Raw genomic sequence first — 26,117 nt, forward strand, 5'->3', positions numbered from 1 at the left:
AAAATCATTAGCAATGATTTCAAAACAATATGTAAATAATTCTAGTGCAAATGCAAAATTAATGATTCATCAACTTTCTGATATTAATTTCAATTTTCCTTGTTTAAAAGAACAACAAAAATAGGTCAACTTTTTTATACGTTAGATAAAATCGTAAGTCTTTACGAGAGAAAAATTAGTGTGTTGGAAAAGCTTGAAAAAGCTTTCTTGATGAATATATTTGTGAAGAAAAATGAAGCAAAACCAAGCATTAGATTTAAAGATTTCAACTATAAATGATCTGCTAAAGAACTTGATAAAGTTGTCAACTCTTTTGGAGGTACATCATTAGAAGAATATTTTAATACTACTGGAAAATACAAAGTAATCAGTATTGGTAGTTTTAATGAAAATAATAATTATAATGACCAGAACTTACGAATTGATTTAAATGAAAAAAGTAAAAACTTTATATTAAATAAAGATGATTTAGCTATGATATTGAATGATAAAACTCAAAGTTGCAACATTTTAGGAAGAGTTTTGTTAATCCCTGAAGATAATAAATTTATTTATAATCAAAGAACACAGAGAATAGTTCTTAATAAATTATTTCTCAATCCATTATTTACTTATTTTTACTTAAATTCAAAAGGAAGAGAAGGAATAATTAAAAACGCACAAGGAAACACTCAAGTTTATATCAATTGATCAGCTGTTTCAAACTTAAAAATAATTTTTCCTACATTAGAAGAACAAAAGAAAATTTCCGAGCTTTTAAAGAACTTCAGTTTAACTCACGCACAACTAAAGCGTAAGTTAAATTTAATAAAAACATACAAAAATCGCTCTTAAATAAGATGTTTGTGTAAAAATATGATTTTTCTTCAAAAAGTACTAAATTTCAAAGAAAAAGGCCATTTTTTAGGCTTTTGCTTACGCTTTAGTTGTGCGTGAGTAATATCTATATGAGTTAAAAATTAGAAATTTGTTCTTGTTCTTCTTTGTTATCAGGAATTATACAGTTAATATTTTTAATCATCTGCACAGTGAATTGAGGTATACTGCCTATAGTCATTATGGTTCTTAAATTAGAATTTTTCAACACATAATAATAAAATTTTACATCTGAAAGTTGGTTGTCTTTAGCTTGTAATAGTCCTGCATTAGAAACACTGAATTTTTCGTTTCTATAAAATATACTCCCTGCTAAAGCTCCTCTTGTAGTTCAGGTTATAAATTCTCCATCATATTTATAATAATTTATAGAACCCATTTTCCCGTTATTCGAAGTTTGTGATGAATATACTGGATATTGCCCTGGATTGTTTTTTATTTCTTGTTTGGAAACAAATCCTCCACCATCTATAATAAAATTATCTTCTATGTTTTTTGAGTTCATAAAGTGTCAAATTTATTAAATCTGACATTCGGTTTTCCTTCATTTTCCTTTACAAACATATTCTGCAAGAAATATTTTCAAGCTTCTCAAACAAATTTATCTTTCTCTCATAAAGACTTACGATTTTATCTAACGTATAAAAAAGTTGACCTATTTTTTGTTGTTCTTTTAAACAAGGAAAATTGAAATTAATATCAGAAAGTTGATGAATCATTAATTTTGCATTTGCACTAGAATTATTTACATATTGTTTTGAAATCATTGCTAATGATTTTGAGGTTCAAAAATAATCAAAAAGTTTTAAATTTTTTATTTCTACTATTCCACAACGATCAGTGATTGAAAATTTTCCATTTCTATAGAATATTGTTCCAGCATGAGCACCATCAGTTGTTCAAGTAATAAATTCACCATTGAAATCATATGTATTTATTTTCCCAAGTTCTCCATTGTTTTCAGTTTGAGAAGAATATACAGGAAATTTACCTCTATTATTTTCAATAAAGTTTTGTAAAATTACTTTTCCTCTTTTAAGATAAAATAAATCTCCAACCTTACCCTCTATTCAAGTGTAAAATCCTTGATTTTTCTTTATAAAAAAACTACAAGTTTTTTTACTTGTAGTTTTTAAATTTAAAAAATTATTTAATTTTTAATCATTTAGGATATTGGATTTCTTCTATTTGTTTGCTTGAAAAAGATTCTTGTGCTTTTCTAAGAGCTATTATGTTAACTAAAGCTTCATCGAGTTGTGATTTATCATAATCTTGCTTAATTATCTTGTTGATAAACTCATTTAATTCGTCGATATATGACTGAGAAAATCTGGAATTAAAATTTCGATGATAATTATGAATTGCACCTTGAGAATTTAAACTAATAACATTGTTTTTTTGATCAATTAAGCCTATATTTAAATGTCCTTGTGTACCAATTAATTCAGCTTGTGCTTGATATCCTTGAGGTCCAATTCTACTTGCAGTCATAATACCAATTGAACCGTTGTGAAATTCAAACATTCCTGCTACTACATCACCATCATTTCAAGACTTAAATTCTTCATATTTATACGCATCTCCTAAAGATCACACTCTTTTAGGATATGAATCTAAGTATCATATCATTAAATCTAAATCGTGCGCTCCGACATCAATAAATTGACCGCCAGATGTTGGACCAAAGCTGAACATATTTTTTATATCTTGTTCAGGATCTTGGGATAGAGTTCTGACATAAAATACTTTTCCAATTTGACCGTTATCTACTAATTGTTTTGCATAGCTATAATCTCGATCATAACGACGCATAAAACCTATCTGAACTACTTGATTTTTATAGGTTTTTGCTTCTTGTACAAGACTGTAAACACTATCTAAATCAATACCTAATGGTTTCTCACAAAAAACGTGTTTTTTTGCTTTTAAAGCTTGTAAGATGTTGTTTGGATGATGTGCTGTTGGACTAACTATTACAACTGCATCAATTTCTTCATTTTCAAGCATTTTTTCATATGAATTATATCAATATTTAATGTTTCAAAGTTTTGCATAATGCTCTGCTTTGTCATCAAGCGAACAAAGAGCGATTAGCTGGGCATTATTGATTTTATTTAGTAGATTTTCAGCATGAGTCAAACCCATACGACCTAAACCTAATATACCTACTTTTATTTTTGTATTCATAACTTAATTTACTTGTTTTTTCTTCATTTATGAAACTTTTTGAAGAATTCCGTTTTGATCTGCTTGAAGTTTTTCACCTTTACCATCTGGACCTTTTCAGAAAAGTTTTGTAGCTACTTTAAAGTAATATCCTTTTTCTACTGTATCAGTTGGTTTTTTGTCTCTATCTAAACCAGTATGTTTGTTGTAAAAGTCTTCATATTTGCTTGTTTCTCAAGAATTATCAAGGATTTTTGCAGCGATTTCTAAAGAAAGTTTTCCTAGTAAATCTGTATCTTGCTCAACTGTAGCTGATAATTTATTATTTTTAACTGCTATTTGTGCATCTTCTGTATAATCAACTCCAGTTACATATACTTTACCAGATCCAGGTGTATATGAATCACCACCTCCTAAAGGAATTTTAGCAGCTTCTAAAGCAGCTATAGCACCTAAAGCAGATTCATCATTTGTTCCAAATACTAATTCAGGTCTTTTACTTTGTTCAGTAAAGAATGCACCAATATCGTTTGAAACAGCTGTATTTGCTTTGTCTCTGTTGTCATCTGCTTGTCTACCTACATATGTTTTTCCGTTTGCAGTTTCTTGTCCATATTTTGCATATGAATAAAGATTATATTTTACTGCTTGGTTATTTTTGCCTTTTACTGTTTGGATAAATCCTTGTGCTCTGGATTCACCAGATTCTGTTCCTGGAATTCCATAAACTGAGTATGTTAATGCATCTTGTGGAAGACCTATTTTTTGAGCCATAAATTGAGCTAAAATAACTCCGGCTTGCTTGTTATCTGAAGCAATATTTGCTTCTACTTTAATGTTTTCTTGTATAGCTTTTGCTGAATTTAATAAGTGATCAGTTGCAATAACTTTGATTCCAGCAGCATTTAATTTTTTAACAGCAGAAATTCCTGAATCTTCATTAACATCATTAAAAATTACTACTTTTTGTTGTTTTGCAATAATGTTTGAAATGTTTGTTGCTTCTTTATCAGTATCATTTTGTGAATCATATACTTCATATGCCACACCTAGTTCTTTAGCTGCAGCTTCGATTCCCTTTTCTACGTTTTGGAAAAATGGATTGTTTCTGGTAGAAAAAACTACAGCTATTGGCGCTACTTGAGCTCCTGTATTAGATTTTGAAGCAATACCAAATGCAGTACCAAAATAAATAGCAATTGCCGCTACTACTCCAAGTACTCAATATAATGTTCTAATAAATAACTTTGACATAAAAATTCTTCTTTTTCCTTTCTAAATCCTTACTAATACTTTGTAGTAAAGTTTTGATAATCTTTCATTTATGTGGTATTTTTGATCAAATAAGATAGCTAATACTATGATGATACCTTTAGCTACTAATTGGAAGTTAGAGTCAATTTGGAAGAAACTAAATGTATTTAATAATAAAGCCATTGCAAATCATCCTACAATAGTTTTTCCAACTCCACCTTTTCCTCCTGTTAATGCTGTTCCACCTAAAACAACAGCAGTTACTGTATCTAACTCAAAACCATAACCTGTTTGTGGAGATACTGAAGTAGTTCCTGAGGAAATAGATAAAGCACCTAAAATAGCGAATATTCCGGAAAACATGTACACTGAAATCAAGATTTTATTGTTTTTAATTCCTGAAAATGTAGCAGCTGTTGGATTATCTCCTACTGCATAAACATATCTTCCAAATTTTGAGAATTTAATAAAGAATATTAACAATGCAACTGCTATTATAAACACTAAAACTAGTACAGTAAAGTTAGATCCTAAATCATAATTAAAGAAGTTAAAAATAGGATCATCTGGATTTGTTATTGGGGTTCCTTTTAACAAAATAGCAATCGCTCCTCTAAGTGATAACAATCCAGCTAAAGTAACAATAAATGGAGGTATTTTAAACTTAGAAATTAGTATTCCATTTAAAACTCCTAAAGCAGCTAAAATAATTATTAAAATGAATAAAACTGCTACAAAATGAAGCCCCAACTTAACCGTTAGTAGTAAATAAATTGTGGCTCCAAATCCAATTAATGAACCGACTGAAAGATCAATTCCCCCAGTTAGAATTACTAGTGTTTGACCAAGTGCAATAAATCCTATAAAAATGTTGTTTTTTAAAATAGCAACAAATCAGTTATAGGAACTAAAGAAGTTAACATTTAAAGCACCAGTAATAAAAGCGATAATTAAGAACAAAATAAGTAATTTTGTGTTATTTAAAGACTTTTTAGTTCTTTCTACTGTGTTAATAAATCTATCTTCTTCTTTGAATTTTAAGAAGTTTCAAACTCTTTCAACACTTCTCATTTTAGGGTGTACTTTTTGAGCTTCTTTTTGAAGTGTTTTTACTTCATTTTTATAGGTGGATTCTATATTTTTCTTTTGTGATAAATAAGTATTTTGACCTATTTTTCTTGTTTGAAACTCGTTTTCTAAAGAATTTAATTTCTCTTTTGTTTCTTGGTTTAAAATTTTAAGAGTTTCAGCTAATTTTTCCTGTCTCGTAGTGAAAAAAGAAGGATCTTGTGAAACAATTTGTTCAAATTGTTTACTAATTTTATTAATTTGATTTTTAGAATCTTGATGCACATATTCCATAAAGTTTTTATGAAGAGCTTCTTTTTTGCTTATCTCTTTTTCATATTTAACTTTTTGTTTTTCTAAAAACGTATCAGCTTTTTCTTTTTTAGTTTGTGCTTCTTGTTTAATTTTTTCAACTTCTAAATCAATTTGCTTTTGAAGTTCTACTTTTTTATTATCAAAAGATTGTTGATCAATTTCTAAATTTAAAAATTGTTTTTCTAGATCTTCTAAAGGCTTGTGAGCTTGTATAATTCTTTTTTGAGCTCTTTTTTCAATGAAGTCTTTTCTATCTTCTGTCGATATTTTAAAGTTAAAAAAGTCGTCATGTCAAGTATTAATTGAAGTATCTAATTTTTCTTGATTAAATTCGATTCTTTTTTTGTAATAGCTTCGAATTTCTTCAATTTTTGCTTCTCTTGAGAAAAAATCTAAAGAATCTACAAATTCAAATTTTTCTTCTTTTTTAAACTTGTTTAAAATTTTTAGCATCTAATTTCCTTTCTGTAAATTTAGTGAATATTTCATAATATTTTGATCAGTGATTTGATCTCCTACTAATTCACCTGTAATTCTTCCTTCGTACATAGTAATTACTCTATCCGCGATTCCAATTACTTCTTGCATATCAGAAGAAATAATCATTATTGTTTTATTTTCTTGTTTTAGTTGGTGAATTAGATTATAAATTTCTTTTCTGGCTCCAACATCAACACCACGAGTTGGTTCATCTAAAATGAAAAATTGTGGCTCTGTTGCTAGTCCTTTAGCAATAGAAACTTTTTGTTGATTTCCTCCAGATAAAGAAGTTGCTGGATTTTCTTGTGAAGAAGTTTTTATTTTTAGTTGTTTGATATAAGAATTTGTTGTTTGTGATATTTTAGTCTTTGAAATCAAAGGTAAATATCTAGAAAACTCATTAGAATTTAAAGAAGAAATTGTGATATTAAAATTAATAGGCAAGTTGACATTTAAACCAATTTGTTTTCTGTCTTCTGACAAGTAGTAAATTCCATGATTTAGACTATCTTTTATGTTTTTAGGTTTAAATTCTTTACCATTTAGTTCAATATGTCCATTCAAATATGGCATATCACCAATTAATGTTCTAGCAAGTTCAGTACGTCCTGAGCTAACTAAACCATAGAAAATCAAAATTTCTCCTGGTTTTATATCAAAACTAATATTTGCTACTTTTTCATTTGAAAGATTTTTGACCAAAAATGAAGGATTTTTACTTAAAACAGGAGTTTTTTCAGGGTATCTGTGTTCAATGTCAAAACCAACCATTAATGAGATAATTTCATCTTCATTTTTAAATTCAACAGTTGGTTTGCTATCGATGTACATTCCGTTTCTAATTACTGTAATAAACTCGCAAGTTTGTTCAATTTCTTCCATTCTGTGAGTGATTCAAACTATTGCAATTCCTTGTTTTTTAAGCTTTTTAACTAAATCATAAAGTTTTTGTGTGTCTTTTTCAGTTAAAACCGAAGTAGGTTCATCAAAGATAATAATTTTTGGATTTTGTGATAAAGCTTTTGCAATTTCGATAAATTGTCTTTGTGAAACTGACAGAGAAGAGACAATGGCTTTTGGACTAAAATCAACACCTAAGATATTTAATAGTTTTTTAGCTTCTTCATCTTGTTTTTTATAGTCAAGTAAACCTAATGAGCTTCTAAATTCACGACCTAAAAAAATGTTTTGAGCAACAGTTAAATTTTCTACTAAATGTTGTTCTTGGTGAATAATAGCAATTCCTTGTTTTTGTGAATCGATAACACCAGAAAATTCTACTTTTTTATCACAAATATTATTTTCACAAAAGCTCATTTTTCCAGAATCTGGTTGATAAACTCCACTTAAAACCTTCATTAATGTAGATTTTCCTGCACCATTTTCACCAATTAAGGCTACTCCAGCACCTTTGTAAAGTTCTAAATTCATATTTTTTAAAACTTTAACTGGACCAAAACTTAAATTTATGTTTTCTAGCTTGAAAAATAAAGGATATTTTTCTAAAATGTTCAATATTACCTCCTTATCATGAGATGATTGTTTTTAAATAATTCATAGCTTTTTTTGCATATTCAAGAGGGTTTGCTTTTTTTGGATCTTGTTCTGCTTCAACAATTAATCAACCTTCATAATTTGAATTAGCTAAGATTTCGAAAAATAAATTGAAATAAGGAGCATCTCCATCGCCTGGAACTGTAAAAATTCCTTCTTTAACACCTTCTAAAAAGCTTCAATTTTTAAGTTGTAGTTCAATAACTTTTTGTGATCTTATGTCTTTTAAATGAATATGTTTTACACGATGAATTGCTTTTTCAAGTGTACGGTCAATGTCTTCACCTGTGTGGGCAAAATGACCTGTATCAAAAACTAACGAAACATATTCAGGTTCTGTTAAATTTAAGATCTTTTCTGTTTCTTTTCAGGTTTGAATACCTGTTCCCATATGATGGTGATAAACTAAATCGATACCTTGTTCTTTAGATCATTTTCCATACATATTAAGACCAGCAGCTAATTGAACAAATTCTTCTTCTGTAAAAAATGGTTTGTTTTTATAAAGTGGTTTTGCTTGACCTTGGATTGAGTGAGTTTGTTCACTTACAACAACAACTTTTGCACCTAATTGCTTTAAAAATAAACAATGTTTTTGAAATTCTTTGAAATTATTTTCAATATCTGACAAAATATATGCACTAAATCAAGCTGAAGCAATTTCTAAGTTGTGCTCTTTTAATTTTTTTAATAATACCTGTGGATCTTTTGGAAATTTATTACCAATTTCAGTTCCTTGATAGCCCGCTTGTGCCATTTCAGAAATTGCTTGTTCAAAAGAAATATCTCCACCTAATTCCGGCATATCGTCATTAGTTCATAAAATAGGCGCAACACCAACTTTAACATTCTTTAATTTATATATTTTATTCATTAGTTAAAATTATTATTTTCCTTTATTTTTTCTTCATTTTCCTTCGCAAGAGTTTCAACTTCTTTGTTTGTTGAAACAAGTGAAAGCCCTGTTTGTCAAAAAGATTCAAAACCTGGAGTCATTGATTTAGGATAAACTTTTATTTCAATTAACATTGGTTTTTTTGTTGTTTTTGATTCTTTTAAAGCTTGGATAAATTCATCTTCTGTTTTAGCTAAAATTGCTTCGAATCCATATCCTTTTGCTATTGTTGCAAATTCAGTAATTGCAAGTTGTGAGTACTCATTGGTATTTGGTTTAGTTCTACAGTAAAACTCAGTTTCAAATGATTTTATATTAGAACCAACTTGTAAATTATTGATGCAACCAAAACCTGAATTGTCAAATAAAATAATTACAACAGGGATTTGTTCTTGAATAGCAGTTAGCATCTCACTATGAAGCATTAAAAACGAACCATCTCCAACTAAAGCATATGAAGGAACATAATTTAAAGCAATTGAAGACCCGATAGCAGCTTGAATTTCGTGTCCCATACAAGAATAACCGTATTCAACGTTATAAGAGCCAAATTCATCAGTTTCTCATAGTCTTTGTAAATCTCCTGGAAGAGAACCAGCTGCGGCAGTTATTGAAGCTTTTTCATCTATGTATTTTCTAATTAAATGTAAAGCTCTAGTTTGTGAAAAAATTTGAATATCTTCTTGATAATGTTCTTTTATAGCTGCTGCAAATTTATCTACAGAACTTTGATTTTTATCTACTACTAATGCTTTATTTTTTAAAGGTTTTTCAAGCTCATAAATTGTTCTTAAATAATCATGTCATTGTGTTTTAGCTTGTAAAAGTTCTTCATTTTTCTTTATATTTTGTATATAACTGAAGTCTTTTATATCTTCTAATAAAGTATTTAAATCCTTAAGTGCTGCTTTTAAATCTGCTACTATAGAAAGAGCTCTCATTTTTTTAGAATCAAAAGGTTTTATATTAATATTTACAAATTTTACAGATTCATTAAATTGAGTTTTTGAACCAGTTGTAAAATCAGTATATTTTGTTCCTAATCCTATTACTAAATCAGCATTTTTTGCATAAGTATTAGCCACTAGAGAACCTGTAACCCCAATTCCACCTAAATTTTGCTTTGTAGAAGAAGGAATTGAACTTTTTCCTGCTTGTGTAAAGCTAAAAGGTATTTTGGTTTTGCTTAAAAATTTTAATAGCGCAGAACTAGCTTGTGAATAACGAACTCCTCCACCTACTATAACTAAAGGTTGTTTAGCGTTTTTAATTAATGAAACTACTTTTTGTAGGTCTTTAGCATCTGGTCTTGTTCGTTTAAATTCATAGATTCTTTTTTCAAAAAATCAAAGTGGAAAATCATAAACTTCAGCTTGAACATCTTGTGGTAGGCAAATTACAACAGCTCCAGTATTTGCAGGATCAGTTAAAACGTCGAAAGCATGAATTAAAGAATTAATAATTTGCTCAGGTCTGTTGATTCTGTCTCAATATTTTGCTACCGCTTTAAAAGCATCATTTGTTGAAATATTAAAATCATAAGTTTGTTCTATTTGTTGTAAAACAGGATCTGGTCTTCTTGAAGCAAAAGTATCTCCTGGAAAAAGTAATAAAGGAATATTATTTGCAGTTGCAGTTCCTGCTGCGGTTAGCATATTCGCTGCTCCAGGTCCTACTGATGATGTACAAGCGATAATTTGTTGTCTGTGTTTTTGTTTAGCAAAACCAAGAGCTATATGAGCCATTCCTTGTTCGTTTTTACCTTGAATTAGCTTTAAATTGTGTTCTTCATTTGCAAGCGCTTCTCCAAGTCCTAAAACATTTCCGTGACCAAAAATTGTAGCTACTCCATAGACAAATTTTGTTGTTTGATTATCAACTTTAAAATAAACGTTATCGATAAATTTTACAATTGCTTGAGCTGTAGTTAATCTAATTGTTTTTGCCATTATTTTAAAAACTCGCTTATTTTTACTACTCTTTTTTCTTTTAATGATTTAGTTGCTGCTTTAGCTAATAAAACTGCATTATATCCATCTTGAATGCTTACTTTTACTTCTTTTTTTGAAGCAATTGCTTCAAAAAAGTCTTTATTTTCTTTGATGTAAGCATTATGATATCTTTCTAAAAAGAAATAAAGTGGTTTTTCTTTAGCAACACCTTGATCTGAAGAAATAATTAAAGTTGAATTTGTATCATTTTCAATTTTTATATTAGCTTTTGTTCCATGAATTTCAACTCTTTGGTCATAGCCATAACTTGTTTGTCTGCAATTTTCTATAGTTGCCATAGAACCATCTTCGAAATTTAAAACAACAACCGCTGTGTCAATATCGTCTAAATTTTTAATTTCTGGATCGATCAATGCTGAACCTGTAGCGTAAATAGATTCTACTTTTTTGTTAGTTAAAAATAAAACCATATCCAAATCATGAATCATCATATCTAGAAAAATACCACCTGATTTTTTAATGTATTCATAAGGAGGTAAACCTGGATCTCTTGAAGTGACTCTGAGTTGAACTATTTTGCCTACAGTTTCGTTTAAAATTGCTTCTTTTAAGGCTAAAAAATTGTGATCAAATCTTCTGTTATGACCAACTGTAAAATGTTTTTTTGTCTTTTTAACTACTTTTTCTACTTCTAAAATTTTATCTAAATCAAAAGCTACTGGTTTTTCACAAAAAACATGTTTTCCTGCTTCTAGAGCTTCAATCGAATAAGTATGGTGTGTATCAGTTGGGCTACAGATATAAATAACATCAATGTCTGGATTTTGAAGCATTTCTTTGTAGTCAGTGTAGAAAGTTTTTATACCTAATTTTTCAAACTTTTCTTTATTTTCCTTGCTTAAATAAGCATCTGCAATAGCTACTACTTGTGCATTGTCAACAAACTTATTAATAGCATTTGAATGTACATAACCTATTCTTCCACCACCAATTATTCCTACTTTAAAATTCATTTTTTTCCTTTCAATATTTAGGATTTTTTTTATTTAATCACAAGTGCTCTTCTGCTTCGATTCTGTCAACTCAAGGATTGTTTTTTAAATGTTTAATAATTCAACAATAATAAAGTGGATAACCTGGAGCTGCAGAAACAGGATGAACTAATCCTCCTTCAACTGCATTTACATCATCATTTTTTACAATATAAGCTTCATCTCCAGCTACTGATAAACCAAAGGCAGAATCTTTTTCAAATTGGAAAAAGTACATTTCAGGCTGTGGATGGTGATGTGGTAAATATGAAGATCATTTTCCTTGATATGTTATTACTTCACCAACTACTAAATTAGATTTTGGATTAGTATGATAATCAAAAAATGTTCTTACTTTTCTTTTAGCTACTTGTTCTCATTTATCTGCGCCAAAAAATTCTTCTCTTGAGTTAGATTTATCGTAAACATAGTTTTTATCCAGGGTTTTATTATCAGTTGTTATAAACAAGAATTTACTATCTTTTTTAGTTTTAATTGCTACACTTTGTTCTTGTTTTAAAAGGATTAATTTAGTTCTTTGTTCAAAAATATTGCTTCTTTTTAAAGTAATTTTTTTACCATTTAGTTCTAAACTAGCATTACCTGTTAAAAGTAAAATTGCAGTTTCTTCATTTTTAGCTACTTGATAAGTTAATTCTTCATTTTCTTTAGCTTTTCACAAATCAAGATCTATTTCCATAAAACTAGCTTTTTGCTTGTTTTTTCTATCAACTAATCTATGAAAACCATAATCTAAGTGTCTATTTTTTAAATGCATCTCATTGCTCCTTAGTTACTAAATTAGGATCAGATTCGAGTGCTTTGTCTTTAAAATCAAGGATTTTTTTATGTTCAGGAAGATCAAAAGAAGAATGAGACTGAACCATAATTGAAGCAGCTGAAGTAGCAAGTGAAAGTGCTTCTTTCAAACTTACATCTTTTTTAAAATAATGGTTTAAAAATAAAGAAGCATAAGCGTCACCGCCACCGTATCCTTTTAGCATTTTGACTGGTACAATTTTTGCCACTAATTTTGTATCTCTAGTATAGAGTTTGGAACCTTGTTTTCCGTTTTTAATTATGATGAGTTCAACAAATTTTAGTCAGTATCTAGCATAGTCATCATCATCTAAATTTGCTTCATTTTTAAAGCAAAATTTTGATGTTAACTCAATTTCTTCACGTGATCCAATGATTAAATCTGCATTTTGAGCAACTATTTGATAGTATAGACTAACTTCATCTAAATTAGCTCAAGAATAAGCTCTATAATCTACATCAAATACTACTTTTATTCCATTTTTTTTAGCTAAAAATAAAGCTTTTAAAACCGCTTCTCTTGAAGGTGATTTAGAAAGAGCTGTTCCTGAAATAATTAAAGTTTTTGCTTTTAAAAGATAGTCTAAATCTATATCTTCAACACTAAGTTGTAAATCAGCAACATTATCTCTGTACATTAAAATAGTACTTTTTTCTTCGGAAAGCATTTCTGTAAAAGTAAGACCTAATTTATGTGTTGCGTCTTTTTTTATATGTGAAGTATCAATTCCTTCTTTTTTAAAGACATTTAGAACAAAATTACCAAATTGATCGTTGCTTACTGATCCTAAAAATCCTACTTTATTGTTCATTCTAGCTAAGCCAATAGCAGAATTTGCAGTTGATCCTCCGATGTATTTTTTAAAAGAATAAGAATCTTCAAGTTTGTTGTAATAATCGGTAGGATTAAAATCGATAGTGATTCTACCTATTAAAATAAAGTCAAATTCTTTATTCATTATGACATTCAATCCACTTTATCTTCTGGATTTCATTTAGTAGTTATTTTAATTAAGTTAGTTCAGAAATTAATACTTGATTTTCCAGTAATATCTCCATATCCGAATTTAGAAAATCTTGTTCCTCCAAAGCTAAATGGCTCTCTTGGAACAGGAACTCCGATGTTTACTCCTAGCATTCCAGGTTTTACTTTTGCAATAATTTCTTCAGCTGCTCTACCTGATTGAGTAAATACTGAAGCTGCGTTTCCATATGGAGATTTTTGTTGAATTTCAATAGCTTCTGAAAGATTTTTAGTTCTAATTAGTTCTAAAACTGGACCGAACACTTCTTGTGAACCCATTTTTTCTGGATTTTCTGATCAATCAATAATTGTTGGTCCAAATCAGAATCCATGAGTTTTGTCTTCAGGAATAACAAAGTCTTTTGTCCCATCTACTAAAATTTTTGCTCCTTGATCTTTAGCTCATTGTAGATAATTTACTAATTTTTCAACAGATGCTTTAGAAACTAAAGGTGGAAAGTTAAATCCAAGTCTAAATCCAAGTGCTTTTTTAGTAAGTGTTTGAATAAATTCTTCGTTTTGTCCAACTACTAAAGCTACTGAAGCAGCCATACATCTTTGACCAGCCATACCAATTGCCGCTGCTAAAACTTCTGTAGCTGCTGTTTCAATGGGAGCATCTTTTAGAACAAAAATATGGTTTTTTGCTCCACCAAGGGCAAGTACTCTTTTTGAGTGAAATGAAGCATGTTTGTGTACTATTTTAGCCACTTCAGTAGATCCTACAAATGTAATTCCATCAATATCTGGATGTGAAACCATAGCATTTGCAATTTCTGCTTGACCATTTACTAAGTTAAAAATTCCGCTTGGTAATCCTGCTTCTTTTCACAAGTCAGCCATAAAACTTGTTGATAAAGGGCATAGTTCTGAACCTTTTAAAATTACAGCATTTCCAAGTGCAATTGCATTAGGAATTGATCAGTTAGGAACCATTAAAGGAAAGTTAAATGGAGTTATAATTCCGAAAACACCAACAGGTCTTTTTTCTTCTCTGGCTACAATTCCACGACTTACCATTTGTGTTTCGCCACTAATTAGTTGAGGAATAGAACAAGCAAATTCTGTAAGTTCAATTACTTTTTCAACTTCAGCAATTGCTTCTTTTATAGTTTTTCCATTGTCTAAATGAATTAAATTAGCTAATTCTTCTTTATGCTGAATTACTAATTCTCTATATTTATAAATAACTTCTGATCTTTTTTTAAAAGTTAATGAAGCTCATTTTTCTTGTGCGATTTTTGCTTGAGCTACAATTTTATTTAATGTATAAGTAGAAGTTACTTCTAATTTTGCTAATAATTTTCCATTATGAGGAGAAAATACGTCTAAAATTTTTGGATTTTCTTCTAAATGAAATTCATTGTTATAAAAAGATTGTATGTAATCTCTTTTAAAATTCATTTTTCTCCTTTTTATTAATAAATTCGTGCTTGTTTATTTGAAGCACTAATATTATTTTAAACAAGAAAAACGATTACAATTAAAACAAAAAAATTCTTCAAAAATTTTATAAACTTTAAAGAAAATTGATTAAATCTTGATAAAATTTTTAAGTTATTTTTCTTCAAAAAAGAAGAAAAAAGTTAATTTACTTAAATTTTGATTTTAATTTCTTATTAATAATTTTTCAAAAAATCCTAAGTTTTGTTTTGTAAATGAAAAAATAATTTTAATTTTTATTCAGCATCAAAAAAATGATTTTCTTCCCAAAAATTTATTTTTTGTCCCTTATTTTTGTATAATAATGAAATAAAGGAGATTATTTATGAAAAAGGGAAATATTATTAATTTAATTAAATATTATTCAGAAAAAAATGACATTGCTTTTAGAAAAGAGACTTATATTATTGCTAATGAATTTGACAAAATTGGTGATCATGATTTAGCAGATTACATTATGACTTCGATGTCAGAAGCAAATGTTTTTATTCCTATGGAAATTGAAGAAAGTTTTGAATTTTTGAAAAGAGTAAAAATTCAACCTGAGACATTTTTATTGCCATCTGAAATTCAAAAAGATATTTTTGGAATTGTAAATTCTACAAAACACAAAATTGGTGTAAATAAATTTTTATTCTATGGTTCTCCTGGAACAGGAAAAACAGAATCTGCAAAAACGTTAGCGAAATTATTGGATAGGGATTTATTTATAGTTGATTTTTCTCACATCATTGATAATACACTAAATCAAACTATTAAAAATATTGCTTCACTGTTTGAAGAAATTAATAGGTTTCCATATCCCGAAAAATTAGTAGTTTTATTGTATGAATTAGATGAAGTTTCTTTTAAAAGAAACGATTCTAAAAAGCTGAGTGAAATGAGAAAAGTTATATCAATGATATTAAAACGTTTAGATGAATTAAATGAAAAAATTGTTTTAATTGCAACTACCAATTTATATAAATATCTTGATAAAACGTTATTAAAAAGCTTTAATTTTTCAATAAATTTTGATAGATATACAAAGGCTGATTTAATAAAAGTCGCTGAAAGCATTTTAGAAACTTACCTAGTAAAATGTGATAATGTAGCTAGAAACATGAAGCTTTTTAGAAAGTTACTAACAAGTTTAGAAACAATTCCTAATCCAGGAGATTTAAAAAACATAATTAAAACTTCTTTGGCATTTAGCGATGTTAACAATAAATATGATTATTTTCAAAGACTTTATTCTGCTTTAAATAATAAAAATATTGATTTAATAGCTTTGAAAAAAGAAGGATTTTCACTTCGTGAAATAGAAATTTTAACAAACATTTCAAAAAGTCAAGTAGCTCGAAAATTATTGTCTTATAACGAGCATTCAATAAAATCGAAATAAATGTTAAAAAATTATTTACTTATATGAAAGTTTGAAAATTTTTAATATATTTTATAAAACAAAAGAAAGAAAAATGTAATGAAAAAAGAAAATGTTATTAATTTAATAAAATATTTTGCAAACAAAAATGAAGCAGGTTTTAGAAATGAAGCATATTTAATCTCTCAAGATTTTAGCAATAAAGGAGATTATCAATTGGCTGAACATATTTTGGGAATTTTAGCTGGCGATAATAACACTTTTGTTCCTCAAATATATAATTTTGAATTTGGATTTTTAAAAAAGATAAAACTAAGCACTGATAATATCCCTTTACCTAAAAGTATAAAAGATGATATTACAGGTATTATAAGATCTACAAAAAATAGTTCTCTAGTGAATAAATTTTTATTTAGTGGACTTCCAGGAACAGGCAAAACTGAATCTGCTAAATACATAGCGCAAGCATTAAAAAAAGACTTATATCTTGTTGATTTTTCTACAATAATTGATAGTAAACTCGGACAAACAACCAAAAATATTTCTCAACTTTTTGAAGAAATTAATAACTTTTCTTTTTTGGACAAAATAGTAATTTTATTTGATGAAATTGATGCTTTGGGCTTAAATAGAACTGATTCACAAGACTTAAGAGAAATGGGAAGAGCTGTTTCTGCATTGCTAAAAGGTTTAGATGAGTTAAGTCAAAAAGTTTTATTAATTGCAACAACAAACTTACAAAATTATCTCGATAAGGCTTTGTTAAGACGTTTTGATTACATAGTAAACTTTGATAGATATACTAAAAAAGAACTTTTAAAAATTGCAGAAAATATTTTAGACTATTATTTGACTATGTTTGAAAATACTGCAAAAAATAAAGAATTATTTATAAAAATTTTAAATGTATATGACAATATTCCCTTGCCTGGTGATTTAAAAAATATTATTAAAATATCCTTTGCTTTTTGTAATATAAACGATCCTTATGATTACTTAAGACAACTTTATATAAAACTTTTTAAAAATATTCCTGGTGTGCCAAAATTAAAGGAGCAAGGCTTTAGTAAATTAGAAATTAGTATACTAAAAAACAAAAATCTAAACAAAATAGAACAAGAAAATGATTTGGAGGAAAGTATTGAATAAAACAACTAACAATGTCTTGTGATTAAAAAATGGAAAATTTTTGCCCAAAGCAGGTGGTATTCCTGGTAACCCAAATATTCCTAAAAATAAATTTTTAGATATCGAACATTTAAAGAAACTTTTAGAAGATTTTAAAGAACTAAAAAAATTTTGAATAGAAGAAATTCAAAAAAATACTTTAAAAATAAAGCCAATTGTATCTATTTACTACAATGATGTAATCGCAAAATCTAATAGAATGAAATACTTTTTAGACTCTAATCCACTAAAAAACAATCAAACAATTGTTGGAATTCAATTTAATGAATCTGACAAAATACTAAAACACATTATTAGCCATTGTATTGAGCTTGATGTTCTAAATAAAGCTGTTAAAAACTTAGAGAATGTAATAAAAATTTCAGAATCTAAGTTTAATAAAAGAATTTCTTATCAAGATATTGAAAATATTTCTCAAAATAAGAAGGAAAATGAAGAACTTTTTAAAGATTTTCAAATTTCACAAACGCTTTATATTAGGATTTTAGTTGATGCTTATTACATAGAAAAAGTTGGTGTAAAACTAAAGAACATAAGCGAAAATTTAAGTGATAATATCATTGTTACTCTTTATGATATTGGCATTAATATTTCAGATATTTTAAAAGATTCCAATATAAAAAATCATCTATTTCCTTTGAACAACTCTGTGATAACACTAAATCTTGAACAATACAAACTTTTAGTTGCAAAATTTCCTTATTTAATTGCTATGGAAAGTGAAAATAATTTAAAAAGGGATGAATTAGGCTATAGTTCTAAAAAGCAAGAACAAATCATCACTATTCCTGAACCTAATAACGAACCTGTAGTAGGCGTAATTGATACACATTTTGTAGAAAATCCTGATGATGTTTACTTTGGAAAGTGAGTTGAATATCATAATAAAATAGACAAAGCCATTCCTATAACTTCAAAAGACAGAGAGCATGGAACAGCAGTGAGCTACATAATAGTTGATGGACCTAGCGCAAATAAAGATTTAGAAGATGGATGTGGTAAATTTAGAGTTAGACTGTTTGGTGTTTCAAAAAATGATAGTTTTAACACATTTTCTATTTTAAGAACAATTGAAGAAGTTGTTTTATCTAACTTAGATATTAAAGTATGAAATTTATCTTTGGGTTCTAATTTAGAAATAAATCCATTTAGCATATCTCCAATTGCATCTTTACTTGATGAACTTCAAGCAAAATATGACATTATTTTTGTAGTAGCTGGTACCAATAAAAAAGATGAAGGTACTGATGCAGTTAAAATAGGTTCACCTGCAGATTCAATTAATTCTATTGTAGTTAATTCAGTAAACAGACAAAAACAATCTTCTGATTTTTCAAGAAAAGGACCTTCTCTTTCCTTCTTTGTCAAGCCAGATATTAGTTATTATGGAGAAAATATTACAGTTTGTACAGCTCTAGGAGCGAAAATAGTAGATGGTACTTCATTTGCTGCTCCTTGAATAACAAGAAAAGTAGCTTTTTTAATTCATATCTTAGGATTACCAAGGGAATTAGCTAAAGCTTTAATAATTGATTCAGCTATTGGTTGACAAAAAGAAAATGACTCTGATTTACATCTAAAAGGTCATGGCGTGGTACCAATACATATCCAAGAAATTATAAAAAGTAAAAAGGATGAAATTAAATTTTTAATAAATTCTGAAACTTTGGGTTATCAAACTTATAATCATAATATTTATGTTCCTATTTCAAATAAAACTTTTCCTTTTATTGCAAAAGCTACTTTAGCTTATTTTTCAACTACTTCAAGATTGCAGGGTATTGATTATACAAATACTGAATTAGATTTTAAATTTGGAAAATTAAAAATGAATTCCAATAAAAAAATCGAAATTAGTTCTATTAATAACAATAAGCAAGATTATGATGGTACTTTTAACTTGCCAGAACGTAAAGTTAGAGAATTATTTAGAAAATGAGATAATGTTAAAAATATTATTGAGTATTTAAAATTAGAAAATAATAAAATTAAAAATAAAGCAAAAAAATATATCGATAATGATGCTTGAGGAATAAGTGTAACGAAAAAAGAAAGATTAAATCTTGAAGAAAAAAATTCAATAAAATTTGGAATTGTAGTGACTTTAAAAGAAATTAAAGGACAAAATAGATGAACTGAATTTATTCAACTTTGTGACTATAAAAAATCCTGAACAGTTGAAGAGTTAAATGCAGAAACATCATATGATTTATACAATATGATGCAAAAAGAAGTGGAATTTGATAATTAATTTTATTTCAATAAAGTATTTAAATTTAATGAAAAAGCAAAGATATTTTTTTTGCTTTTTTTATATTCATAAAAATATTAAAATTTGCTAAAATCTTTATAAATTACTTATAAGGAGAAAAAATGAACAAAAAAGAAGAACTTTTAAAAGATCATTTAAAGGAGTTAGAGTTAATTTCTAAATCATCTTTAAATGAAAATCAAAAAGAATTAATTAAATTAAACTTAGAAATTTTAAAAAATAATGACAAAATTTCCATAGACGAATTTGAACAAATTTGAAGATTTTTAAAACAAAGAGTAGCAACAGGTTTTGTTTTTGATGAAGCCCCAGAAATAAATAATCAAAGCATCGCAATACTTGAAAAAGACGAAAAATTATCTTTTTCTTCTTCAAAAGTGAAGGATAATTTACAAAATTCTTTAATCATTGGAGAAAATTATGATGTTTTAAAGAATCTTATAGGAGTAGAGAGAGAGAGAGAGAGAGGATTCTAACTTCGATTTAATCTACATTGATCCTCCTTATAACACTCAAAAGACGTCTGATGATGGAAATAATTTAACTGATGAACAAATAACTGCTGATAAATTTATTTATCGGGATAAATTTTCAAGAACCGGATGATTAAATCTTTTAAACGAAAGACTAAAATTGGCAAAACAACTTCTAAAAGAAGATGGTGTAATTTTTGTTTCAATTGATGATAATGAACAGGCTTATTTAAAAGTTTTAATGGATGAAATTTTTGGTGAAGAAAATTTTGTTGCAAATTTAATTTGAATGAAAAAAACGGGTCCTAGTGGAAACACAAGTTCTCAATATTCTATAGATACAATAACTGAATACATTTTGTGTTATGCTAAAAATAAAAACAAAAAAACTTTTAATTATTTAAAACATGATGAACAATCTTTTTCTGATTCAGGTTTTGATTTAAAAGACGAGTTTTTTGAAGAAAGAGGTTATTACAGATTAGTTGATTTACACCGTGGGGCTAGCGCATCTTCTTTTAAATATTTAGAAAGTCTTGATTATGAAATAGAAGCTCCGGATGGCACTTTTTTTAAATTGTTTACTAATATTAAAAAAGCCAAATCTGCGCGTTATACTTGATCATATAAAACATACTTAGAAGGTAAAAAACAAGGCTTTATTCAAGTAATAAAAAATAATGAAGGTTATTGAGTAGCAAAAAGAAAACAATATCAATTTGTAAAATTTAATCCAAAAACTTTTCAAGTAGAAACTCAAGTAGCGGGTCGAAGATTTAATAATGTAATTGATAAAAATTACAATAGATTAACTAATGGTTTTTACACAACAAAATCAGCTAATGAAATAACTGAAGTTTTATTTAATAAAACAGCATTTAATTTTGCAAAACCGGTTGGTTTGATGAAATATTTAATTAATTTATTTTCTGATAAAAAAGACATTAGAATCCTTGATTTCTTTGCAGGTTCAGGAACAACAGGACAAGCAGTTTTAGAGCTAAATAAAGAAGATGGTGGAAATCGTTCTTTTGTTTTAGTAACTAATAACGAAAATAATATTGGTCAAAATGTTACATATGAAAGACTTTATAGAATTAATAAAGGTGAAGGAACAAATTCTCAAAAAGACTTTGAATGAATCAAGAAAAATGAAGCATTTGATACAAGTTTAAATGTGTTTTGATCTAAAACTTATAACACTTCATTGTTAAATAACAATATAACAAATCAAGAATTAAAAGATAAGTTTAAAAAACTTTTAGAAGATTTTGGAATCAATAAAGACAAAGAAAAAATTGATGATTCAATATTAAAAACACTTTCATCTTTAAGACCATATAAAGAAGAAAAAGAAGAAAAATAAAGTAAAAACAACAATTAGACGACCATACCTGAGGATTAATAATTACTAAAAAAGAAAGATAAAACAAGGAATGCAAAATAAACACTCAAGTGGGATTGGAAATCACTTTTAAAGAAATAAATGGAATAAATAGAATAGGCGAATTCATACAAAATTGTAAAAGTCAGAAATGAAATGCATATACTCTTGATATTAATGCATCTAATAATATTTTTATTAAAAAACAGGAGGATTTAGAATTAATTTAATTATAATTTAGCTTAAAAAATTACTTATAAGGAGAAAAAATGAACAAAAAAGAAGAACTTTTAAAAGATCATTTAAAGGAGTTAGAACAAATTTCTAAATCATCTTTAAATGAAAACCAAAAAGAATTAATTAAATTAAATTTAGAAATTTTAAAAAATAATGACAAAATTTCTATAGATGAATTTGAACAAATTTGAAGGTTTTTAAAACAAAGAGTAGCAACGGGTTTTGTTTTTGATGAAGCCCCAGAAATAAATAATCAAAGCATCGCAATACTTGAAAAAGACGAAAAATTATCTTTTTCTTCTTCAAAAATGAAGGATAATTTACAAAATTCTTTAATCATTGGAGAAAATTATGATGTTTTAAAGAATCTTATAGGAGTAGAGAGAGAGAGAGAGAGGATTCTAACTTCGATTTAATCTACATTGATCCTCCTTATAACACACAAAAAACATCTGATGACGGAAATAATTTAACTGATGAACAAATAACTGCTGATAAATTTATTTATCGTGATAAATTTTCAAGAACTGGATGATTAAATCTTTTAAGCGAAAGACTAAAATTAGCAAAACAACTTCTAAAAGAAAATGGTGTAATTTTAGTTTCAATTGATGATAATGAACAAGCTTATTTAAAAGTGTTAATGGATGAAATTTTTGGAGAAGAAAATTTCTTAGTTAATTTAATATGAATAAATGCTTGAGGTAGTAAACAAGATGCAAAATACTTTTCACAAAATCATGAATATATTTTAGTTTATGCAAAAAATATTAAAAAACTGAAGATTAAAAAAATAAACATTGCAGAAAATTCAGATCAATGAAAATGAAATGACAAAATTCAAAAATGAGAGAAAAAATTAGCAAATCTTCAAAAAGGAAGTAATGAAGAAACGATTTTTGATCGAAAGAAAATGGCATACATTATTTGATGAAATGAAAAATTAAATTTATTCAAAACAGATAATAATATTGACTTTAATTTAATTACTGAAGATTTAACAACTGATACAATAATTTATGATTATTCTACAAGTGAAAGACAATTATTAATTTCACAAGGCTATACTCCTATAATTCCAAAAATAGTTAGAAAAAATAAATATGGTAGATGAACAGTTTCTGAACAAACTTTTTTAGAAAAAGTTAAAAATAATGAGGTTAAAGTTCAGAAAATAAAAGATTCATATCAAATTTTTAGATATGATGTCCAAGATAAAATACCAAATTCAAAAGAACAAAATCCTAGAAGTGTAATTTTTAATTCTACACTAAATAAATTGCTAGAAAACGAAGACAATAATGAACAAATACAAAGGGTTTCTACAAGTGATGGAAGTTCGATACTTCGATCAATTTTTAATTTTGACTCTTTCTTTGATTTTCCAAAACCAGTTAATCTTATCAAGTACATAATTGACTTATTTCCTTCTAAAAACACAAGAGTTTTAGATTTCTTTGCAGGTTCAGGGACTACTGGACAAGCAGTTTTAGAACTAAATAAAGAAGATGGTGGAAATCGTTCTTTTGTTTTAGTAACTAATAATGAAAATAATATTGGTCAAAATGTTACATATGAAAGACTTTATAGAATTAATAAAGGTGAGGGAACCAAAGGTCAAAAAGACTTCGAATGAATCAAGAAAAATGAAGCATTTGATACAAGTTTAAATGTATTTTGATCTAAAACTTATAATACTTCATTGTTAAATAACAATATAACAAATCAAGAATTAAAAGATAAGTTTATAAAACTTTTAAAAGATTTCGGAATCAATAAAGATAAAGAAAAAATTGATGATTCAGTACTAAAAACTCTTTCATCTTTAAGACCATATAAAGAAGAAAATAAAGAAGAATAAAGAAAAAATAAAGTAAAAAGGAAAATATAATGGAACTTAGTGAAAAACAAGCTCAAGCAGTTGATTTATTAGTATATAAATGAAAAAAAGCATTTGATAATCAACAAAAAACTTCTATTACTTTTAAAGCACCTACAGGGTCAGGTAAAACATTTATAATTGCAAACTTTATTGATAGAGTAATGGAAGAATTTGATAAAAACTCAGGTAAAAAACTGGTTTTTATTTACAATACAATTTCTAATGCTGAATTACCTAAACAAACTTTAAATAAATTTGAAGATTATAAATTTCATTTAAATTCAATGAAAAATGCAACTATAAAATATAAAGAATCTCCTTCAAAACAAAAAGAAGCTAAAGGTGATCAAGAATATAATATTTTAGCTAAAGAAGCTGATATTTTTATTTTTGGTACCTCTTCATTTGGTAAGTCAACTATCTTTGTAAAAGAAGGAAAATTAGATGCTTTTATTGATGAATTAAGATTTGATTACTATGTTGTTTACATTAGAGATGAAGCACATATTGGTACATCAAAAATAAGTGAAAAGCCAGATGCAAAATCATTTGATAAAAAAATAAAAGAACTAGATAATGTTTTTGAATTAATGATGACTGCTACACCCAAAGAAAATGATGATATTGTGGAAATAACAAACAAAGATTTAGATGAAGATAATTGAAAACTTCTAAAAGCTAATAAAAATATCAATTTAAACATCTCTTACGAATCTACAGATGAAATAGATAATTCATTTCTATTAGAACAAGCTTGTAAAACTTTTGTTGATATTAAAAAACAATACAAACAAATTAGTGAAGATGAAAAATTAAAAAATTTATGAAAAGTAAATCCCGCTATGCTTATTCAAGTAAAAGATAAAATGCTTGAAAAAGAAGCTGAATTTAATAAAGAAATAAAACAGATTATTAAAATTTTGGAAAAATATAATTTAAGTTATGCTAAATATTTTTCAGAAGAAAAAACAAAAACTGTTGCCGGTAATACTTCAAAAACTGATTTAAATTCTTTATCTAAAAAAGATAGTGATGTTGATGTAATAATTTTTAAAGTTGGACCTGCAACTGGTTGAGATATTCCCAGAGCTTGTATGTTAGTTCAGTTAAGAAATGTTTCTTCAGAAACACTTGATAAACAAACACTTGGAAGAATTAAGCGTTTTCCTATTCCTATAAAAATTGAAAACGAAGATCACAGAAAAGAATTAAGTAATTCAATAGCTAATGAGTTTTTTGTTTATTCAAATAATAAAAAATTTGATCAAAATTTACGCGAAAGAATCTATTACTTAAAAGAGCAATACAAAAACAAAAAATTTCTTGTTGGAGAGATTGATAAAGCTAGCATAATTAAAATAAATCAAACTTACAAAGAAGAAGTTTATGAATTAATTTCCAAAGAATTTGAACAAATTTGTGAAAAATTTGAAAAATTTAGAAAGAAAAATCAAGACTTTTTAAAGATTACAAGAAAAAGTAATATCAATGAAGGTAGATTTATAGAAAAAACAATTTTCGATCAAATTGAGCTTGAAATTTTTAATGAATCATTAATAGAAAAATACAAGAAGCTAATAACCAAGGATATGTGAAAGGAAATTGAATCAATTTATAATCAGAAAATTAATGAAAATATTAGAGTTTCAATCCAATATTATAAACACTACATTTTAACTGATTTACTAGAGGATATTAAACAACTAAATGTAGAAAATTGGGAAAACACTAATCCTACTTTAAATATAAAACAAATCATTGCTCCACCAGAAGAATATGTAGAAGATTATGAAATTATTGACATCAATGACTCAAAAGATTCTTCAAAAAATTATATAGAAATTAAAAGTGAAATCGAAAAATATGCCTATTCCAATAATAAAAAATTGGGAAAAAATGAAGTAAAAGTTTCTGTAGATTCAGAACCAGAAAGAAAATTTGTTCGTTTCTTTACTAATTGATTAGAAGACGATGCTGATGATAATTTGGAAATTAACATTTGATTTAGAAACTTTGCAAATAATTCAAAAAGTATATTTTGAGATTACTTTGAACAAACACAAGTAAAAAAATCTTATCCTGATTTCATTGTTTGTATCAATCAACACCAAATTAATATTGAAATTAAAGGCAAAGGGAACAAAGACATAAGTCCTGAAAAAACCAAAGATTTAATTCAGATGACACAAAAATATGTAAAAAAAGCTAATGAGAATTCTTTAAACAATAAACAAAAAAATAACTTGAATTTTACTTCATTAATTTGTTGACCTAAAAATGAAAGTGATGATAATTTCTTATGCAAAGGTGCTTCAACGTTAGAAAAAATAAATCATTTATTTAAACCACAATCACTTTTAGTCACCGAAAGAAAAGATGCACAAGAATATAAGATTGAAGAAATTGGTCTTAAAAAGATTTTTAGAAAATTAGCAAACTAA

General features: G+C 26.9%; 21 protein-coding genes. 9 read left to right on the forward strand and 12 right to left on the reverse strand.

Annotated features, from left to right (window positions below):
* Nucleotides 1-222: 222 nt before the first annotated feature.
* Nucleotides 223-834, forward strand: a complete 612-nt coding sequence (locus HF996_RS02890; RefSeq protein ID WP_168910552.1) for a restriction endonuclease subunit S — start codon at nucleotides 223-225, stop codon at nucleotides 832-834.
* Nucleotides 835-952: 118 nt separating this feature from the next.
* Here HF996_RS02890 and HF996_RS02895 read toward each other — a convergent pair whose 3' ends face one another.
* From HF996_RS02895 to HF996_RS02950, 12 genes are read right to left on the reverse strand one after another with little or no spacing between them, the layout of a single operon-like run.
* Complete coding sequence (locus tag HF996_RS02895) at nucleotides 953-1,381, reverse strand: restriction endonuclease subunit S (RefSeq protein ID WP_168910553.1); 429 nt, start codon at nucleotides 1,379-1,381, stop codon at nucleotides 953-955.
* Between the two features lie 49 nt (nucleotides 1,382-1,430).
* Nucleotides 1,431-2,030 (reverse strand): restriction endonuclease subunit S, encoded by a 600-nt coding sequence (locus HF996_RS02900; RefSeq protein WP_217349336.1) that lies wholly within the window; start codon nucleotides 2,028-2,030, stop codon nucleotides 1,431-1,433.
* Nucleotides 2,023-3,063 carry a Gfo/Idh/MocA family oxidoreductase gene (locus tag HF996_RS02905; protein ID WP_168910554.1) on the reverse strand — a complete coding sequence of 347 codons (1,041 nt, stop codon included), beginning with the start codon at nucleotides 3,061-3,063 and terminating at the stop codon, nucleotides 2,023-2,025. The genes HF996_RS02900 and HF996_RS02905 overlap by 8 nt, the downstream gene beginning before the upstream one ends.
* A gap of 27 nt (nucleotides 3,064-3,090) precedes the next feature.
* The gene (locus HF996_RS02910) at nucleotides 3,091-4,296 is read right to left on the reverse strand and encodes a substrate-binding domain-containing protein (RefSeq protein WP_168910555.1); all 1,206 of its coding nucleotides are present in this window, start codon (nucleotides 4,294-4,296) and stop codon (nucleotides 3,091-3,093) included.
* A 21-nt stretch (nucleotides 4,297-4,317) separates the two neighbouring features.
* Nucleotides 4,318-6,132: an ABC transporter permease subunit gene (locus HF996_RS04110; RefSeq protein WP_254427695.1), complete on the reverse strand. Its 1,815-nt coding sequence runs from the start codon at nucleotides 6,130-6,132 to the stop codon at nucleotides 4,318-4,320.
* Nucleotides 6,133-7,674 (reverse strand): sugar ABC transporter ATP-binding protein, encoded by a 1,542-nt coding sequence (locus tag HF996_RS02920; RefSeq protein WP_254427696.1) that lies wholly within the window; start codon nucleotides 7,672-7,674, stop codon nucleotides 6,133-6,135. It abuts the gene before it with no gap.
* A gap of 10 nt (nucleotides 7,675-7,684) precedes the next feature.
* A complete protein-coding gene (gene iolE / locus HF996_RS02925; RefSeq protein WP_168910556.1) occupies nucleotides 7,685-8,587 on the reverse strand; it encodes a myo-inosose-2 dehydratase in 903 nt (300 codons plus the stop codon).
* On the reverse strand, nucleotides 8,587-10,557 hold the full coding sequence (gene iolD / locus HF996_RS02930) for a 3D-(3,5/4)-trihydroxycyclohexane-1,2-dione acylhydrolase (decyclizing) (protein WP_168910557.1): 1,971 nt from the start codon (nucleotides 10,555-10,557) through the stop codon (nucleotides 8,587-8,589). The genes iolE and iolD overlap by 1 nt, the downstream gene beginning before the upstream one ends.
* Nucleotides 10,557-11,573 (reverse strand): inositol 2-dehydrogenase, encoded by a 1,017-nt coding sequence (gene iolG / locus HF996_RS02935; protein ID WP_168910558.1) that lies wholly within the window; start codon nucleotides 11,571-11,573, stop codon nucleotides 10,557-10,559. Before iolG ends, iolD begins: the two co-directional genes overlap by 1 nt.
* Nucleotides 11,563-12,369 (reverse strand): 5-deoxy-glucuronate isomerase, encoded by an 807-nt coding sequence (locus HF996_RS02940; RefSeq protein ID WP_168910559.1) that lies wholly within the window; start codon nucleotides 12,367-12,369, stop codon nucleotides 11,563-11,565. Before HF996_RS02940 ends, iolG begins: the two co-directional genes overlap by 11 nt.
* Complete coding sequence (gene iolC, locus HF996_RS02945) at nucleotides 12,353-13,369, reverse strand: 5-dehydro-2-deoxygluconokinase (RefSeq protein WP_168910560.1); 1,017 nt, start codon at nucleotides 13,367-13,369, stop codon at nucleotides 12,353-12,355. Before iolC ends, HF996_RS02940 begins: the two co-directional genes overlap by 17 nt.
* Nucleotides 13,369-14,838 (reverse strand): aldehyde dehydrogenase family protein, encoded by a 1,470-nt coding sequence (locus HF996_RS02950; protein WP_168910561.1) that lies wholly within the window; start codon nucleotides 14,836-14,838, stop codon nucleotides 13,369-13,371. The genes iolC and HF996_RS02950 overlap by 1 nt, the downstream gene beginning before the upstream one ends.
* Nucleotides 14,839-15,202: 364 nt before the next feature.
* Here HF996_RS02950 and HF996_RS02955 point away from each other — a divergent pair, with 364 nt between their 5' ends.
* The 8 genes from HF996_RS02955 to HF996_RS02985 all read left to right on the forward strand — a co-directional run bounded on the left by HF996_RS02955 (nucleotide 15,203) and on the right by HF996_RS02985 (nucleotide 26,117).
* Nucleotides 15,203-16,261 carry an ATP-binding protein gene (locus tag HF996_RS02955; protein ID WP_168910562.1) on the forward strand — a complete coding sequence of 353 codons (1,059 nt, stop codon included), beginning with the start codon at nucleotides 15,203-15,205 and terminating at the stop codon, nucleotides 16,259-16,261.
* A gap of 78 nt (nucleotides 16,262-16,339) precedes the next feature.
* Nucleotides 16,340-17,389, forward strand: coding sequence for an ATP-binding protein (locus tag HF996_RS02960; RefSeq protein ID WP_168910563.1), 1,050 nt, complete (start codon nucleotides 16,340-16,342; stop codon nucleotides 17,387-17,389).
* Between the two features lie 40 nt (nucleotides 17,390-17,429).
* Complete coding sequence (locus tag HF996_RS02965; RefSeq protein WP_254427697.1) at nucleotides 17,430-19,679, forward strand: S8 family peptidase; 2,250 nt, start codon at nucleotides 17,430-17,432, stop codon at nucleotides 19,677-19,679.
* A gap of 122 nt (nucleotides 19,680-19,801) precedes the next feature.
* Nucleotides 19,802-20,176 carry a type III restriction endonuclease subunit M gene (locus HF996_RS02970; protein ID WP_168910565.1) on the forward strand — a complete coding sequence of 125 codons (375 nt, stop codon included), beginning with the start codon at nucleotides 19,802-19,804 and terminating at the stop codon, nucleotides 20,174-20,176.
* 64 nt (nucleotides 20,177-20,240) lie between these two features.
* Nucleotides 20,241-21,539, forward strand: coding sequence for a site-specific DNA-methyltransferase (locus HF996_RS02975; protein ID WP_254427746.1), 1,299 nt, complete (start codon nucleotides 20,241-20,243; stop codon nucleotides 21,537-21,539).
* A gap of 287 nt (nucleotides 21,540-21,826) precedes the next feature.
* Nucleotides 21,827-22,210, forward strand: a complete 384-nt coding sequence (locus HF996_RS03985; RefSeq protein ID WP_217349327.1) for a type III restriction endonuclease subunit M — start codon at nucleotides 21,827-21,829, stop codon at nucleotides 22,208-22,210.
* 53 nt (nucleotides 22,211-22,263) lie between these two features.
* Nucleotides 22,264-23,655, forward strand: coding sequence for a DNA methyltransferase (locus HF996_RS02980; RefSeq protein ID WP_254427747.1), 1,392 nt, complete (start codon nucleotides 22,264-22,266; stop codon nucleotides 23,653-23,655).
* 29 nt (nucleotides 23,656-23,684) lie between these two features.
* Nucleotides 23,685-26,117: a DEAD/DEAH box helicase family protein gene (locus HF996_RS02985; protein WP_168910566.1), complete on the forward strand. Its 2,433-nt coding sequence runs from the start codon at nucleotides 23,685-23,687 to the stop codon at nucleotides 26,115-26,117.

Source organism: Mycoplasma sp. 1654_15, from assembly GCF_012516495.1.
Lineage (GTDB): Bacteria > Bacillota_I > Bacilli_A > Mycoplasmatales > Metamycoplasmataceae > Mesomycoplasma.